Source organism: Paenibacillus sp. GSMTC-2017 (assembly GCF_016019935.1).
Taxonomy (GTDB): Bacteria; Bacillota; Bacilli; order Paenibacillales; family Paenibacillaceae; genus Pristimantibacillus.
Genome location: NZ_JAECMT010000002.1, coordinates 457,769 through 473,490, shown reverse-complemented (window position 1 = coordinate 473,490; position 15,722 = coordinate 457,769). Strand labels below are relative to the sequence as shown.

Here is a 15,722-nt window from a genome sequence, read left to right as displayed (position 1 = left end):
AGGACGGCTCCATAGCTGTTCTCGAAAGTGAGGAAAGTAACGTGCTGCTAGATCAAATAGACGGACCTCAAGATTTGAAAACGCTAAATGTTGCTCAACTAGAGCAACTTTCCGAAGAAATCCGACAATTTCTTATTGAGAAGCTTTCTGTTACAGGTGGGCATCTAGCTCCCAATTTGGGTGTCGTCGAATTGACCTTGGTTATGCATTACTTATTTAATAGTCCGGAAGATAAATTTATATTTGACGTGGGTCATCAATCTTATGTGCACAAGATTTTGACAGGGCGTATGGATCGTTTTGATACCCTTAGAAAATTTAAAGGTTTGTGCGGATTTGTAAAGCGTGCTGAAAGTGAACACGATGTTTGGGAAGCTGGACATAGTAGCACTTCTTTATCAGCTGCAATGGGCATGGCTCTAGGTAGAGATTTAAAAGGTGAATCTAATCGTGTCGTAGCTGTAATTGGTGATGGTGCTCTTACAGGCGGTATGGCTTTAGAGGCACTTAACCATATCGGTCATGAGAAGCGGGACATGATCGTTATTTTAAACGATAATGAGATGTCTATTGCACCTAACGTTGGTGCACTTCATCATTATCTAGGAAAAATTAGAACAGACCGACATTACCATAAAGCAAAAGATGAACTTCAGTATCTGTTAAACAAAATACCGGCAATTGGTGGTAAGCTTGCGAAAACAGCTGAACGAGTTAAGGACAGTCTAAAGTATTTGCTCGTTAGCGGTATTTTGTTTGAGCAATTCGGATTAACATACTTAGGTCCAGTAGACGGACATGACGTGGAAGGGCTTATTGATATTTTGAAGCAAGCTGATTCTATGCCTGGTCCAGTTCTGGTACATGTGTTAACCGTAAAAGGTAAAGGATATTTACCTGCTGAAGCAGACTCCCATAAGTGGCATGGTGCTTCTCCATACAAGATTGAATCGGGCCAAATGGTTGCATCTGTAGGTCCACCTATGTATACAAAAGTGTTCGGTGACATGCTTATTGAACTAGCTGATCAAGATGAGCGGATTATAGCGATAACTCCAGCTATGCCAGGTGGCTCAGGGCTATTGGAATTTGCACAAAAATATCCGAAACGTATGATAGATGTTGGAATCGCAGAGCAACACGCTGCAACAATGTCTGCGGCACTAGCTATGGAGGGTCTTAAGCCTGTATATGCTGTGTATTCTACATTCCTACAGAGAGCGTATGATCAAGTGGTACATGATATTTGTAGACAAAATGCAAATGTAGTGTTCGCAATAGATCGTGCAGGATTCGTAGGACCAGATGGTGAAACACATCATGGTGTATATGATATTCCTTTCTTACGTCATATACCTAACTTAGTGCTTATGATGCCTAAGGATGAAAATGAACTACGTCGTATGATGAAAACGGCTTTTGATTACAACGATGGTCCGATTGCAGTTCGTTATCCTAGAATAAACGGTGTTGGTGTTGAACTAGATGCCAATCCGCAGCCAATTACAATTGGTACTTGGGAAACGATTCGTGAAGGGGATTCGTACGCTATACTAGCTCTAGGACCAATGATTGCAGTAGCTGAGAAAGCTGCTAACATTCTAAGTGCCGATGGTGTTAATGTGCAAATCGTAAACGCAAGATTTATTAAACCTTTGGATGAGACGATGTTATTGTCTCTAGCAGAAGAAGGTAAACGTCTTATTGTACTCGAGGAAGGTTCGGTGCTAGGAGGTTTAGGTAGCGCTGTACTTGAATTCTATTCCCAAAGAAGTATATATGACGTACCTGTTCACATTATCGGTATACCAGATGAGTTTATCGAGCATGGTTCAATCGGGCAGCAATATGTAGAAGCTGGTTTGACAGCAGAGCGTGTTGCTACAGAAGTAAGAGCAATGTTCCCCCAAAGGATTAAACGCGTTACAGGACAAGTGTAACGATCAAGGAGAATCATGACAACCACTCAGAAAGAACGAATAGATGTGCTGCTTGTGGAGCTTGGCTTCTTCGATAGCAGGGAGAAGGCCAAAAAAGCGTTGATGGCAGGGCTTGTCCTTGTTGACAATGAACCAGTTGATAAGAGCGGTATGAAAGTGCCGCGTCTAGCTGATATTAAAGTTAAAGGTGCAATCCATCCTTATGTTAGCCGTGGTGGCCTAAAGCTAGAAAAAGCAATACGTGAGTTCGACATCGATCTAAAAGAAAGAGTCATGCTCGACATTGGAGCTTCTACTGGCGGTTTTACAGACTGTGCACTTCAAAATGGTGCAAATTATGTATACGCAATAGATGTAGGGTACAATCAATTGGATTGGTCGCTAAGACAACATGAGAAAGTTAATGTTATGGAAAGAACTAATTTCCGATATTTGCAACCGGAACAGTTGGAAGGGCCACCCGCAACTTTTGCAAGTATTGACGTTTCATTCATTTCGTTAAAATTGATTCTGCCTACATTGTCTACTTTATTAGCTGAAGGTTCGGGAATAGTTGCCTTAATTAAACCGCAATTTGAAGCTGGAAGAGAAAAAGTAGGTAAGTCAGGTGTCGTTAGGGATGCTAATGTACATGTGGAAGTACTTGAGAATGTACTTCACATGGCATCAGAACTAGGTTATGTTTTGCAAAACATAACTTTCTCACCGATTACAGGTGGGGAAGGAAATATTGAATTTCTTGCTTATTGGCTGTGGATGAATGATCCTAATAAGGGTGTACCAGAACAGTCCGAATTACGCAAGCTGGTAGAGGAAGCTAATGGAACTTTCAAAGTAACAAAATAAATACATGCAACCAGGAAGGGTGCCGATCAGTTTTATAACTGTAAGGCATCTTTTTTTACTTTACAGGCATGTCCTTTATTTGATAAACTTATACCAAACAAACGTTCGCTTTCATTGTATATCCAATGGTGAATGAGGTGTTAGCAATCGAACAGTACGGAGATTGGTTTATTATGCTGGTTGCAGGTGTGTTGCTTGCTGTATGGGCCTATCGTGCTTTCTACCGCTGGCTTCACTCTCCTATAAGTGTCAATCGGATAAAGTTAGGTAAGGGAGGAGCTATCTCATCTAATGATGAGAATGTCTCGTTACTTGAGCGATCAGGTTACACCGTCTCCTCCGGTAAACATGTTATTCCGATACCTATTGAGTTAAATGATGTGCCATTAGGTAATGGTACTAGAATGTATATTGATTATATAGCAGAGAAAGATGACTGCACATATGTAGTAAAAACTGCTCGTGAACGTATGCCGATCGATTGGACGGCTAGCGGAGTTAGGGACAAATTATTGGTCTATTCTTTATTGCTCCCAGAGAGCTCAGGTGTGTTGTTTGTAGATGCAAAAGAAGGAATCATTCGAAAAATTACATTTCAACTAGGCGATTAACAATCCATGGAGGTTCCATATGAAAAGTATGAGACAGTTTAAAATTAGAGAAATCATTATGGGTGGGGAAATTGAAACGCAGGAAGATCTAGTTGAGGCATTACGCAATTCGGGTATGCAAGTAACTCAAGCAACAGTTTCTAGAGATATTAAGGAACTTATGTTAGTTAAAGTACCAGTAACTGAAGGAAGATATGTCTATTCAATGCCGATGGAGCAACAGCGTCAAAATCCGATACATAAGCTAAAAAGAGCGATGCTGGATCATTTTACGCATATCGACTTCTCGGACAATTTAGTTGTTTTGAAATGCCTTCCAGGAACTGCTAATGCGATAGGTGGACTTATCGACAATATGGAGTGGTCAGAAGTAATGGGAACCATTTGTGGTGACGATACTATACTTATTATTTGTAGAACTAAAGAACAGAGCGAGCAAATCGTTGAGCGATTGCTTGCAGTTATGAATTAGGAAGGGGACCCGGCCATGCTGCGCGAGCTATCTATCCGGAATTTAGCGGTTGTTGAAGAAGTTAACGTTACATTTCATCATGGATTTCATGTGTTAACAGGAGAAACAGGAGCAGGTAAATCAATCATAATTGACGCTCTGAGTTTAGTTGTCGGTGGGAGAGGTTCCGCAGACATGGTTAGATATGGTTGCGAAAGAGCTGAGATGGAAGCTATGTTCGATCTACCTGCGACACATCCAGTATGGAAGCAGCTTGATCGACTTGGGGTGCAGTATAGTACTGAGGAAATGTTAGTGATTAAACGTGAGTTGTCATCACATGGGAAAAGCAGTAGTCGAGTAAATGGACAACTTGTTACGATATCAATGCTTAAAGAGATTGGTGAATGTCTAGTTAATATTCATGGACAGCACGAACATCAATCGTTACTTCGGACCGAGCAACATTTGGAATGGCTCGACATGTTTGGCGGAGATCTTTTACTGGAACGTAAACAACAATACAAAAATGCATATGATCAATTGCAGCAAGCCCGTAGTTCACTAAGAGAACTTGAAGATTCTACTCGTCACAATGTACAAATGCTTGATTTGTATCGCTTCCAGATTGAAGAGATTTCAAACGCTGCGTTAAAGCCGTTAGAAGATGAACAATTAATGGAGCAACGCCGATTGTTAACTTATGCAGAGAAGCGTATAGATGCAGTATCAGAAGCTTATACGCTTATGTCTGGTGGCAAAGGACTTGATGTCTTCAGTAAAGCAATATCAAAGTTGAATGATATTCAAAATTACGATCCTGAGGTACTGGGACCACTACTTGAGCAATTACAATCAGCATTTTATCAAGCGGAGGATGCAGTGTTTCAGCTTCGCGACTATCGTGATGGGATCGAAACGAACCCAGAGGAACTGTCATACGTCGAAGATCGTTTAGATTTAATTAATGGCCTAAAGCGCAAATACGGAGAAACAATCCCAGATATATTAGCTTATTTAGAAAAGACGACGTCTGAGCGCGACAAGATTGAAAATAGGGATGAATTGCTTGAAGGTTTGCGCAAACTAGAAGAAGAAAGATTTATGTATGTAGCTGAACTTGCAAAAGAATTGTCTCAGTTGCGATTGCATGCTTCTACACGACTGTCTCAGTCAATTGAGCAGGAGCTCAAGCAGTTGCAAATGCCAGCTGCAAGATTTCAAGTTCAATTAGATCGACCGTTAGAGGATGATCTTGCTTCTATAAGAAAAGTGCTTAATGCTAACGGATTCGATGCAGCTACATTTATGTTATCTACAAATCCAGGTGAACCACTCAAACCGTTAAACAAAATTGCTTCCGGTGGAGAAATGTCTCGGATCATGTTAGCACTAAAAAGTATATTTGCGGAAATCGATCAAATTCCGGTTTTAATATTTGATGAAGTGGATACAGGTGTAAGTGGACGGGCTGCACAAGCAATTGCGGAAAAATTGTCTAGACTTGCAGCAAAGTGTCAAGTGTTTTCCATTACACATTTACCACAAGTTGCTTGTATGTCCGATCATCATTATGAAATAAGAAAACAAGTCATTGGAGAGCGAACTTCTACTTCGGTGAATCAACTCATTAATGAAGCTCGAATTGATGAGCTTGCGCGAATGCTCGGTGGTGTGGAAATAACGGAAAAAACAAGGCATCATGCACAGGAAATGCTTGATTTGGCACATGGACTGAAGGGGGCGTAAAGGTAGGCATTCAGGGAATGTTTTTGTGGACATAAAAGCTGAGACGAAGGGTAACTTAAAGGTACGCCATTGGCGATTAATCCTTTTTCGTCATGCGATGGAATGACAAGGAGCGTGAAATCATTGAACTCCAATCAACGGAAGCGATGGTTTGGACTGGTTCTTGTTATCTTCGTATGTACGGTTGGTTTCTCCACCCCGTTTCAGCAATTTGCCGCATTTCCGAATGAACTACGTTTATTCTCTGGACAAATGAAACGACTGCAATATGGAGTACCCGTACATGCGGAGGTAACGGTAGATCCTCAGATGCTACAAATTAACGGATCATCCGAGCAGTCCTTATCCGTTAATTTGAACGAACCATTTTCACTGCAACCGAATCAAAGCGGTCAAACCAACATGAAAGTGAAATTATTTGGTAAAATTCCTTTCAAGACGATTAAAGTTAATGTCGTTCCTGATCTTCGTGTAATACCAGGAGGGCAGACGATTGGGGTCAAGGTTAAGTCAGCTGGAATTTTAGTTGTTGGACATCATCAGGTTATGGATCGAGACGGTGCGAAGCAATCGCCTGGTGAAGCAGCTGGACTTAAGATGGGTGATTTGATTATGAGCATTAATGACGTACCTATTAATGAAGTGCACAGGGTTGGGGAGCATTGCGAAAAGTTCGGTAATGACAAGCAGCCATTGCAAGTAACGTATAAGCGCGGAGGCCAGCTAAATCGAACGAAACTAAGCCCTGTGTACGATGCAGATGATCGTGCTTGGAGGCTAGGCCTCTATATAAGGGACTCAGCAGCAGGGGTTGGCACGTTAACGTTCTATGCCCCAGATCAGGGCGTTTACGGGGCACTAGGACACGTCATAACGGATATGGATACTCAAACGCCAATTGAAGTAGGAGAAGGGCAAATATTGCAGTCCAATGTTATTTCTATAAACAAAAGTCAAACTGGCGAGCCAGGTGAAAAAAGAGCTCAGTTCGTCAAAGAAGGAAAAATATTGGGTAATATTGAACGGAATACCCCTTTCGGAATATTTGGGAAGATGAACGAAGCTCCTACACATAGTTATAGCGAGAAGTCGTTGCCTGTTGCTTTTGCAGAAGATGTTAAAGAAGGGCCTGCACAAATATTAACTGTCGTTAATGGGCAAAAAGTGGAGCGATTCAACATCGAAATTGTCCATGTTTCTAAACAATCTGGGCCAGCAACAAAAGGTATGGTAATCAAAATTACTGATAAGCGCTTAATTAATAAGACCGGTGGAATTGTGCAAGGCATGTCCGGAAGTCCCATACTACAAGATGGAAAACTAGTTGGAGCCGTCACGCATGTATTTGTGAATGATCCGTCATCTGGTTATGGATGTTTCATCGAATGGATGCTACAGGATGCTGGAGTGTTGTTGAAATCATCATCTAAACGTGGTGGTGAAGCTGCATAAGAAAGATTAAGGCGTCTTCTGCGGATTAATTATACTGCAGGAGACGTTTCCTTTTTATTCTCAATTTGATTGGATTTTGTCGAAGGAACCCGAAAAAGTACGGTTCATGCAATAAATTATTTATTATATCGAATTCTTCCAAAAAAATAAAGAAAAAAGATTTTCGACAGAAGGAATTCCATGGCGAGTGTCGAAAACTTTAGTCAGACAGCAAATGAACGATGACATAAATATCATTTAGAGGAGGATTAGACTTTGCATAAGATCGAAGTATTGTTAGCAGACGACAACAGAGAATTTACAAACTTGTTATCGGAATACATATCAGAACAAAGTGATATGAATGTTAGTGGTGTTGCGTATAACGGTGAAGAGGTAATAAGACATCTGGAGCACACAAGAAACATACCAGATGTGTTGATCCTTGATATTATTATGCCTCACTTGGATGGCCTAGGTGTATTGGAACGATTAAAAGAAATGAATTTGTCGCCAATGCCAAAGATTATTATGTTAACTGCTTTCGGCCAAGAAAATATTACGCAAAAAGCAGTTCAATTAGGCGCCTCCTATTACATATTGAAACCATTTGATATGGATATATTGGCTAATCGTATTCGTCAACTTGTTGGTAATACGACATTCTCCTCAACTGCAAGCTACAGCACAGGAACAACAACCATTAAGTCTAACGTTGTACCTTTAGCTAAAGGGAAAAACTTAGATGCAAACATTACTAGCATCATTCATGAAATCGGTGTACCCGCTCATATTAAAGGATACCAATATTTGCGCGAAGCAATAACAATGGTATACAACAATATTGAGATACTTGGTGCAATTACGAAAACGTTGTATCCGGCTATTGCAGAGAAGTTCAAAACGACACCTTCTCGCGTAGAATGTGCAATCCGTCATGCTATTGAAGTAGCTTGGACGCGCGGTAATATCGACAGCATCTCACACCTGTTTGGCTACACAATCAACATCAGCAAGTCGAAACCTACAAACTCAGAATTCATCGCGATGGTTGCAGATAAGCTGCGTATTGAGCATAAGGTTAGTTGAACGAAGTAGTATTGCGGATTGAGAGGATTCAATCCGTAAAACCATTTGACTATAAATAGCGGAGTATATGGTGTTAAAACCGATATATAACTGTTTTTAAAACCAACTGATACCGTCTCTTTATTGGATTTTATGATCCAATAAAGAGACGGTATTTTTTTATGACTGATTTAGAGTTCCAGTAAGACAATTTTATACTTTCTGCACTTGGAACAATCCAGTTTTTATGCTGATATTGAAAGTGAAAATAATAATTCTTCCGTTGACTCATGGTAATCTGTGGAATAAAATACTAAACTATAATCTTCTGAATAGAAACAAGAAAGGAATGACAAACGGATGATTAAAAAGGGAATATCAAGGGTAATATTGCTCGCATTGCTGTTGAACTTTTCTTTATGGATAAATGTAAGTGTGTCCCCACCTATTACAGAAGCTTCCGTAAGTTTAACGACGTTTAATTGTACTAGTTACGGTGTGACCACATCGGTACCCGTTGGTACGACGTTGCCAACTGGATGGATCATTGTAAATAATATCGGCGGCACAATAACTGCCAAGTGCTTGATCGGGGCAACAACAGGCGCAACTACCGTCGCTTTGCCGGGTTCAGCGATTCCAAGCGGTTGGGTTATTATTAATCAAACAAGTAGTTGGCTTACACTCAAAAATGCAAACGGAGCAGGTTATGGTGAAACTTACACAATTGTACCCATCTCGCCGCTTCCAAACGGCTGGGTGATGATAAACAGAACGGATAGTGTAGTGTGGATTAAAAATCTAAATGGGGCACCGTCAGGAGCAACAGTCACAGCTCTAATAGGTTCTCCTGTACCTAGTGGCTGGGTGATTATAAATTATATAGGTTCTACATTTACTCTTAAGAAACTGTAAGTAGCAAGCTATAGCACAACTTTCGCTATCTTATTCATCTTGCCAATCCCATAACCTGAACGCTATGTTGTAAATCAATTGGAAGCTCTGTACATGCCGATTTGGCTACATACAGAGCTTTTTATTATTGGTCAACATGATAAATGTATAACGAGCCAATATTGACCATATTACTTTAACCTATAGTTTAGTAAACTAACTTTTTTAATAGTAAACCTTACATTATTGTTAGAATTGATTTGTCATAGCTATGGTAAAATGTAATTACGGTTTTTTGAACGGATTTGATTTTTGAAGAGGGAAGGTTAACAAGCAACATGAATCATTATCTTATACCTATAAAGCAGGCAATTATTACATTTCCATTGTTAGCACTGGCATTAACGATTCCGTATTTGATTATGCAATATCGGAAATATGGCTATGTGAACAAACTGCGTTCAGTTATTCTTTACTCTTTGTTGCTCTATTCCATTGTTGCTTATTATCTCGTTATACTACCTTTACCAAAGATACTTCATAATTGTACGGATTACGGCTCAATATGGTCCTATATGCAATTAAAGCCTTTTTCGTTTGTAAATGATATTACTAGAGAAACGAATTTTGCATGGAATCAATTTTCATCGTATGTTGCACTACTAAAAGAACGTTCATTTTTACAGGTCATATTTAATATTATTTTAATGATTCCACTAGGTATTTATTTGCGCTATTATTTTAGATTCAAATTTTTAGGAACAGTCTTATCTGCGCTCCTAGTATCTTTATTTTATGAGATATCTCAAGTAACAGGTCTTTATGGTTTGTACGCTTGTCCTTATCGATTATTCGATGTTGATGATCTTATCTTGAATACGAGTGGTGTTGTAGTCGGATATTTAATAGCACCTATACTATATTATTTCTTGCCTCGATCAGATAAATTGGATGAGAAAATAAATCTTAATGAAGTAAAGGTTGGCTTCATAAGACGCGGAATTTCTTTCGTAGTTGATTTGTTTGTACTGATGATTATTTCGGGATTATTATCAATCGTGTTATATGGAACAAGCTCAATTACGTTAGGTGCAACACCAAATGAATCTGCGTTTTTTATGCTATCATCAGGTATAGCAGTAATTATTTATTTCGTAGTAATACCAGCCCTATTCGGTGGTCGAACACTTGGTAAATGGATTACACGAATTCATGTAGTGGAGGATGCACGACGTGACTCAAACAAGTTCATAACATGGACTGGACTACTTAAACGTTATTTGCAACTTTACTTCGGTGTTTTTGGAACGATAAATTTATTAGTCTATATATCCGATTATGGAGATATTCCAATTGAAGCTGTATATGCAATACGAGTAGTTATCATCATAATTTTGTTAGTATTTGCGATTCATATTTTGTGGAATATGATTAAAGGAGAAAAACGTTTGTTCTATGAGCGGATTAGTGGCACACGTAATGTTGTAACTAATCTTTCAGCGCAGGATGTCAGTGTAGAAAATGATTCTACTTCATTTGTATTATCAGAAGGTGACACAATAAAATCGTTGATTGAAGCTGAAAGAAATAATCATTCCTCAATACCTGCTCATATAGAGGACAACGAGAACAAGGTTGATCAACTGGAAATTGAATCACAACCAGAGCAAATCCAAAATGATGAAGCTCGATTCAATCATTCTGTACCTGAATTACATGAACAACAATGTGATGATCATTCGAAGCAAGTAGAGATTGAACTAGAGAAGCTTAAGAACAAGCTTGCTCAAGAAAAAAAAGATAAGCTTTAATAAAATATAACTCTCTAGTATATACGGATACCATTTCTTTATTGGCTCTCAAAGCCATTATAGGAATGGTATTTTTTTTGAACACCATTAAGAAATTTGTGTATAATTAATTATTAAAGTTACTGCTGATTTTAAAATAATCGATAAGAAATAGAAAATGATGTTAAAAGTGGTGGAAATAATGTATCAATTTATTATTGCTATTCAAATTGTAAGCTTCTTTTTTATTTTTCGATCCATTTCACGCTACCCGTTTACAATTAAAGAAATATCAATGTGGCTAGCCATATTTTTAACGATCGGATTTGTGTCCACCTATTTTATTGGGATATGGGGAGCTATTATTTTATTTTTTTGTTTAATTTTTATGTCCTATGTTAAAAACAATGGAACGATGACTACATTAGGTGTTTTTTACGGAGCATATGCTTTGGTTATGAATTCTTTTTTGGGTTATCTTGTATCAGAACCAATTACATGGTTAGTTTCATTTATGTTTAAACAATCCACAGCCAATATAGATTATCTTCCGTATCTAATTACAGCTATAGCACCACCAATTATCAATGAAATAGGACTTAGAATGGTTCGTCACTATTTTCCACAACTCAATAAAGTAATTTTGCAAGAATCCAGTAAAGTTATTTTGTTACCAGCTATCGTATTATTAATTATAATAATTCTTTCAGTGTATCCGATATTATCAATAGGCAATACAAAAGGTCAGCATAGTTCTTATCAGAATACATTGCTTGTAAGTATGTGGTTGTTATTTATTATCGCTTTACTCTATATTCACTTTCAATACTATCAACAGCGGAAAAGAGAAATTGAAAAGTCCAAAAATGAACAATTGATACAGTTGAAGGATTATACTACACAACTTGAAAATATATATGATGAGTTTAAAGGATTTCGTCATGATTATGCCAATATTCTGTTGACTTTAGAGGATGGCATCAATAGGGAAGATTGGGTGCAAGTTAAAGATGTTTATGAAAAAACGGTAAAGCCAACAAGGCAATTGATACGCAACAATGATTATAGTTTTATTAAATTACGTAATCTTCATGTGTCAGAAGTCAAAAGTATTTTGGCAGCCAAAATGTTAAAGGCGGAGCAATTGAAAATTGATGTTTCGTTGGAAATAGAAGAACCAATACTTAAGATTCAAATGGACATGATTTCTTTTACGAGAATCCTTTCTATTTTATTAGATAATGCAATTGAAGCAGCTGCAACGACGGAACAGTCAAAGATTTACATAGTGATTTTGGAAGACGCAGCTATTCAATTAATTAAAATTCAAAATAGTAGTAATGGGAATGTCAATTTACGACGGTTAGATGAAAGAGGTTATTCAACGAAAGGTAATGGACGTGGCTTAGGATTATATATCGTACAGCAAATACTCAAACAAAATAAGTTTGTTTCAATAGAAACAGAGGATCAATCAAACATATTCTCTCAGACATTACGAATAAGAAAGACTGGAGAACAGTAATGAACATATTTATATTAGAAGATAACCTCTTTCAACAGCAACGTTTAGAACGGATTGTTAAGTTTTTAACATTAAAGCATCAAATTCGTTACAAAAGTTTATTTTCGACAGCAAAGCCGGATCATTTATTAGCACAGATAGATCTTACAGCCAATCATCACATTTATTTTCTAGACTTGGAAATCAATAATGAAGCACATAAAGGATTGTCTGTAGCTAAGGAAATAAGAAAAAAAGATCCTTATGGTACTATAGTTTTTGTTACGACACATTCCGAGTTAGCTCCTACAACATTTGCATATCGTGTAGCTGCATTAGATTTTATTGAAAAAGATTTGGCAGAAGAACAATTTATTTTAAAGGTTGAACAATGTTTATTAATTGCCGACAAGCATCGCACAATACCAGTATGTAAAGATAACTTTTCTTTTGAGAATAAATACGCCAGTTTTCAAATTCCTTTTTCAGATATATTATATTTTGAGACGATAGAAATTGCGCATAAAATAAGATTAAAAACCAAATCAAAAGTAATTGGTTTTTATGCTGAATTAAAAGAAATTGAACAATATGATGATCGGCTTTTTAGATGCCATAGAGCATTTGTAGTTAACTTAGCGAACGTTAGATCTATTGATAAAAAGAATAAACTAGTGTTATTTGACCATGACGAAAGTTGTTTAGTTTCAAGAAGATTGCAAAAGGAAATGATAACAAAGTTAGAAGCTTTAAGTCGGAAAGAACTAATTAAGGATTCTAATTAAGATAAATAATGTTGCATATGAAGTGCTAGAAGCTATCGCATAGATGGCTACTAGCACTTCTTTTTTTAGTTGTTTTTAATGTTAGTGGAACGTTGCAAAAAGTACCGTTTATGAAGGTTAAAGTACTGTTGGCGATACTACTATCTCAATTGTTTAATAATAGGGATATGCTTTTGGTACAGCCAGAACATATAAACACACCTGTTAACAAAAGGAGCGATCAATAATGAAAACAATGATCCAAATCAATCAATTATCAAAAACGTATAAAGGCATCGAAATTGTTTCAAATGTATCGATGCGAATCGAAAAAGGGGAAATTTATGGCTTCTTAGGGCCAAATGGTGCGGGAAAAACAACGATTATGAAAATGATTCTAAATTTGGTGAAGCCAACATCTGGTCAAATCTTTATACTCAATCAAGCTGTGACTCGTAATTCTTATCAGTATTTAGAGAATGTAGGCAGCATTATTGAATATCCAATTTTTTATGAACGGCTTACAGCAGTTCAAAATTTAAAGCTACATTGTAAATATGTTGGCTATTCAGGTGCCAATCGAATTGAAGAGGTGTTAGAAACTGTAGGATTAAGAGGGGTAGGAAATAAAAAAATAAATGAATTTTCATTAGGAATGAAACAACGTCTCGGATTAGCTAGAGCAATTATTACTGAACCTAAAGTATTAATTTTGGATGAGCCAATTAACGGTTTAGATCCAGTAGGCATAAAAGATATTCGGATGCTTTTATTAAAGTTAAAGAATGAGTGCGGATTAACGATATTAGTATCTAGTCATATTGTTTCGGAGATTGAATCGATTGCGGATACAATTGGAATTATTAATGATGGAACTTTATTAAAGGAAGTTAAGATGGCTGATATACGAAAAGAAAATGTTCATTATATTGAAATAAAAGTGGCTAATAGCAAGTTGGCTTCAGTTGTATTAAAAGATACTTTAAACATCCTAGACCATCAACTCATCGATTTAGAAACGATACGGATTTACGAACAAGATGTGACTCAAGCATCGATAAATAAAGCGTTAGTATTAAACGACATCGTAGTGAACAGTATTGAAACGAAGAAATCTAATTTAGAAGAGTATTTCCTTAACATTATTAATGGAGGTTCAAAACATGTTTAAATTAATCAAATTAGAATTTGAGAAAACCAATCTAACAGGTTATGTTGTAAAGGCTTTAATTACAATGATTATTGTTTTTGGTATGGTGTCAGGGATGGCGCTAATGTCAAAATCTCATCATGATCCTATGTTTATAGATATTACATCTTTTATGTCACTCGTTAATATTTTTATTCGTATTACTTTTGTTGTTTTCTCAGGGATACTTATTTCCAGACTAATTATTGAAGAATATAAAAGTAAAACCATTCAGCAGTTATTTACATATCCGATACAACGAAAAAAAGTGATTCAAGCGAAACTAATGATCATATTTGGTTTCTGTTTCTTCGGTGTGGCTCTTTCAACCATAGCGATTGAACTATTTACGGTATTATTAAACCCGATTGTGAAATTTTTCGAAACTCCTGTAACTATTAGTGTGTTATTCATTACCATTCCATCAATATTAATAGCATCAGCTATGACAGCGGGTTTAAGTCTAATTGCTTTGTTTTTCGGCATGCGCAAAAAGTCTACAGCGACAACTATCACATGTTCAGTAATTATAGGCGTTTTATTAAATGCAATGGTTTCGGATGGTAGTCGTTCAGTTTCTATTTTTGACATTATGACTATACCAACCGTTTTATGTTTTCTTGGTTTATTCATTGCTTATCTTTCGTATCGAAAAATTGATAGGATAGATGTGGCGTAATGAAATCAAATAAATGGATTCTAGTAGTCATTATATGTTGTCTGTCAGTAGTTATCTACATTACTTCGCAAGTAGGTTCAAAAAAGTTTGAGATAAAAGAACAATTCCCAGTAGTAGAAGTTCAAAAAATTGAAATTACTAATGGTTCATGGAATATTGAGGTGAAGGAATCAAAAGACAATAAAGTACATGTAGTCGTGTTTGGTAAGCAGAAGGATAAGACAAAAGTTCCTGTTGTGGTTGCAAATAGAGACAAAACATTGACTATTGAACAGCATAAACAAATTGGCGGAGCCCTATCTGCTTTCACGTTTGCTAAGGAAGGAACCATTTCAATCCTCATTCCAAAAGATACAGTGGATCAAGTAGACATTATAAATAAAGATGGTGATCTACTTATTCAATCGTTAGCAACTGAGAAGCTAAGTATTGATAATAAAATGGGTTATATCAAAATGGATCAAGTTAAAGCAGATTTAAACGTTACTTCAATAAATGGCGAAATTGTTTTAAAGAGGGCAAATGATAATAGACACATTACCATAGAAACAGTTACAGGCGATGTTCAAGTGGATTTTCTAACAACACCATCCAGTTTGAATGTAGAAATACAAAATAATAAAGGAGACACTAATGTTAGCTTAGCTAATCTCTTAACTACAGTAAAAACAAATAAATCGATAAGTGGAATGATAGGTGCTGGTGAGAAAAATCTAAGTGTTAAAAGTAAGTCGGGAACGATAGTCATAAAATAAAATTGATACTAATCCCTTTGAAAAGTATCAATTAACGAGAATCATTAACAT

The 15,722-nt window shown here is 36.8% G+C and carries 14 protein-coding genes; all 14 read left to right on the top strand.

Annotation, left to right across the window (positions count from 1 at the left end; genetic code table 11):
* Positions 1 to 41 precede the first annotated feature (41 nt).
* Positions 42 to 1,940, top strand: a complete 1,899-nt coding sequence (gene dxs / locus I6N90_RS09575; RefSeq protein WP_197935291.1) for a 1-deoxy-D-xylulose-5-phosphate synthase — start codon at positions 42 to 44, stop codon at positions 1,938 to 1,940.
* Positions 1,941 to 1,955: 15 nt separating this feature from the next.
* A complete protein-coding gene (locus tag I6N90_RS09570) occupies positions 1,956 to 2,786 on the top strand; it encodes a TlyA family RNA methyltransferase (protein ID WP_197935290.1) in 831 nt (276 codons plus the stop codon).
* 125 nt (positions 2,787 to 2,911) lie between these two features.
* A complete protein-coding gene (locus I6N90_RS09565) occupies positions 2,912 to 3,397 on the top strand; it encodes a hypothetical protein (protein ID WP_232242826.1) in 486 nt (161 codons plus the stop codon).
* 19 nt (positions 3,398 to 3,416) lie between these two features.
* Positions 3,417 to 3,869, top strand: coding sequence for a transcriptional regulator AhrC/ArgR (gene ahrC, locus I6N90_RS09560; protein ID WP_197935289.1), 453 nt, complete (start codon positions 3,417 to 3,419; stop codon positions 3,867 to 3,869).
* 15 nt (positions 3,870 to 3,884) lie between these two features.
* Complete coding sequence (gene recN / locus I6N90_RS09555) at positions 3,885 to 5,597, top strand: DNA repair protein RecN (RefSeq protein WP_197935288.1); 1,713 nt, start codon at positions 3,885 to 3,887, stop codon at positions 5,595 to 5,597.
* Positions 5,598 to 5,720: 123 nt separating this feature from the next.
* Positions 5,721 to 7,049: a SpoIVB peptidase gene (gene spoIVB, locus I6N90_RS09550; RefSeq protein ID WP_197935287.1), complete on the top strand. Its 1,329-nt coding sequence runs from the start codon at positions 5,721 to 5,723 to the stop codon at positions 7,047 to 7,049.
* Between the two features lie 255 nt (positions 7,050 to 7,304).
* On the top strand, positions 7,305 to 8,117 hold the full coding sequence (gene spo0A / locus I6N90_RS09545; protein ID WP_197935286.1) for a sporulation transcription factor Spo0A: 813 nt from the start codon (positions 7,305 to 7,307) through the stop codon (positions 8,115 to 8,117).
* 339 nt (positions 8,118 to 8,456) lie between these two features.
* Complete coding sequence (locus I6N90_RS09540) at positions 8,457 to 9,011, top strand: hypothetical protein (protein WP_197935285.1); 555 nt, start codon at positions 8,457 to 8,459, stop codon at positions 9,009 to 9,011.
* Between the two features lie 317 nt (positions 9,012 to 9,328).
* A complete protein-coding gene (locus I6N90_RS09535) occupies positions 9,329 to 10,801 on the top strand; it encodes a VanZ family protein (protein WP_197935284.1) in 1,473 nt (490 codons plus the stop codon).
* Positions 10,802 to 10,958: 157 nt separating this feature from the next.
* Positions 10,959 to 12,305: a sensor histidine kinase gene (locus tag I6N90_RS09530; RefSeq protein WP_232242824.1), complete on the top strand. Its 1,347-nt coding sequence runs from the start codon at positions 10,959 to 10,961 to the stop codon at positions 12,303 to 12,305.
* Entirely contained in the window at positions 12,305 to 13,069 is a 765-nt protein-coding gene (locus I6N90_RS09525) for a response regulator transcription factor (RefSeq protein WP_197935282.1), read from the top strand. Before I6N90_RS09530 ends, I6N90_RS09525 begins: the two co-directional genes overlap by 1 nt.
* Positions 13,070 to 13,295: 226 nt before the next feature.
* Positions 13,296 to 14,219 carry an ABC transporter ATP-binding protein gene (locus I6N90_RS09520; RefSeq protein ID WP_197935281.1) on the top strand — a complete coding sequence of 308 codons (924 nt, stop codon included), beginning with the start codon at positions 13,296 to 13,298 and terminating at the stop codon, positions 14,217 to 14,219.
* Positions 14,212 to 14,916, top strand: a complete 705-nt coding sequence (locus I6N90_RS09515) for an ABC transporter permease (protein ID WP_197935280.1) — start codon at positions 14,212 to 14,214, stop codon at positions 14,914 to 14,916. Before I6N90_RS09520 ends, I6N90_RS09515 begins: the two co-directional genes overlap by 8 nt.
* Entirely contained in the window at positions 14,916 to 15,671 is a 756-nt protein-coding gene (locus tag I6N90_RS09510) for a DUF4097 family beta strand repeat-containing protein (RefSeq protein ID WP_197935279.1), read from the top strand. The genes I6N90_RS09515 and I6N90_RS09510 overlap by 1 nt, the downstream gene beginning before the upstream one ends.
* Positions 15,672 to 15,722: the final 51 nt, after the last annotated feature.

What these genes read in the sequence shown, in the direction of transcription:
- I6N90_RS09570 (WP_197935290.1), top strand. Translation starts at nt 1,956, where the DNA reads ATGACAACCACTCAGAAAGAACGAATAGATGTGCTGCTTGTGGAGCTT.
- I6N90_RS09565 (WP_232242826.1), top strand. Translation starts at nt 2,912, where the DNA reads ATGGTGAATGAGGTGTTAGCAATCGAACAGTACGGAGATTGGTTTATT.
- ahrC (WP_197935289.1), top strand. Translation starts at nt 3,417, where the DNA reads ATGAAAAGTATGAGACAGTTTAAAATTAGAGAAATCATTATGGGTGGG.
- recN (WP_197935288.1), top strand. Translation starts at nt 3,885, where the DNA reads ATGCTGCGCGAGCTATCTATCCGGAATTTAGCGGTTGTTGAAGAAGTT.
- I6N90_RS09540 (WP_197935285.1), top strand. Translation starts at nt 8,457, where the DNA reads ATGATTAAAAAGGGAATATCAAGGGTAATATTGCTCGCATTGCTGTTG.
- I6N90_RS09535 (WP_197935284.1), top strand. Translation starts at nt 9,329, where the DNA reads ATGAATCATTATCTTATACCTATAAAGCAGGCAATTATTACATTTCCA.
- I6N90_RS09530 (WP_232242824.1), top strand. Translation starts at nt 10,959, where the DNA reads ATGATGTTAAAAGTGGTGGAAATAATGTATCAATTTATTATTGCTATT.
- I6N90_RS09525 (WP_197935282.1), top strand. Translation starts at nt 12,305, where the DNA reads ATGAACATATTTATATTAGAAGATAACCTCTTTCAACAGCAACGTTTA.
- I6N90_RS09520 (WP_197935281.1), top strand. Translation starts at nt 13,296, where the DNA reads ATGAAAACAATGATCCAAATCAATCAATTATCAAAAACGTATAAAGGC.
- I6N90_RS09515 (WP_197935280.1), top strand. Translation starts at nt 14,212, where the DNA reads ATGTTTAAATTAATCAAATTAGAATTTGAGAAAACCAATCTAACAGGT.
- I6N90_RS09510 (WP_197935279.1), top strand. Translation starts at nt 14,916, where the DNA reads ATGAAATCAAATAAATGGATTCTAGTAGTCATTATATGTTGTCTGTCA.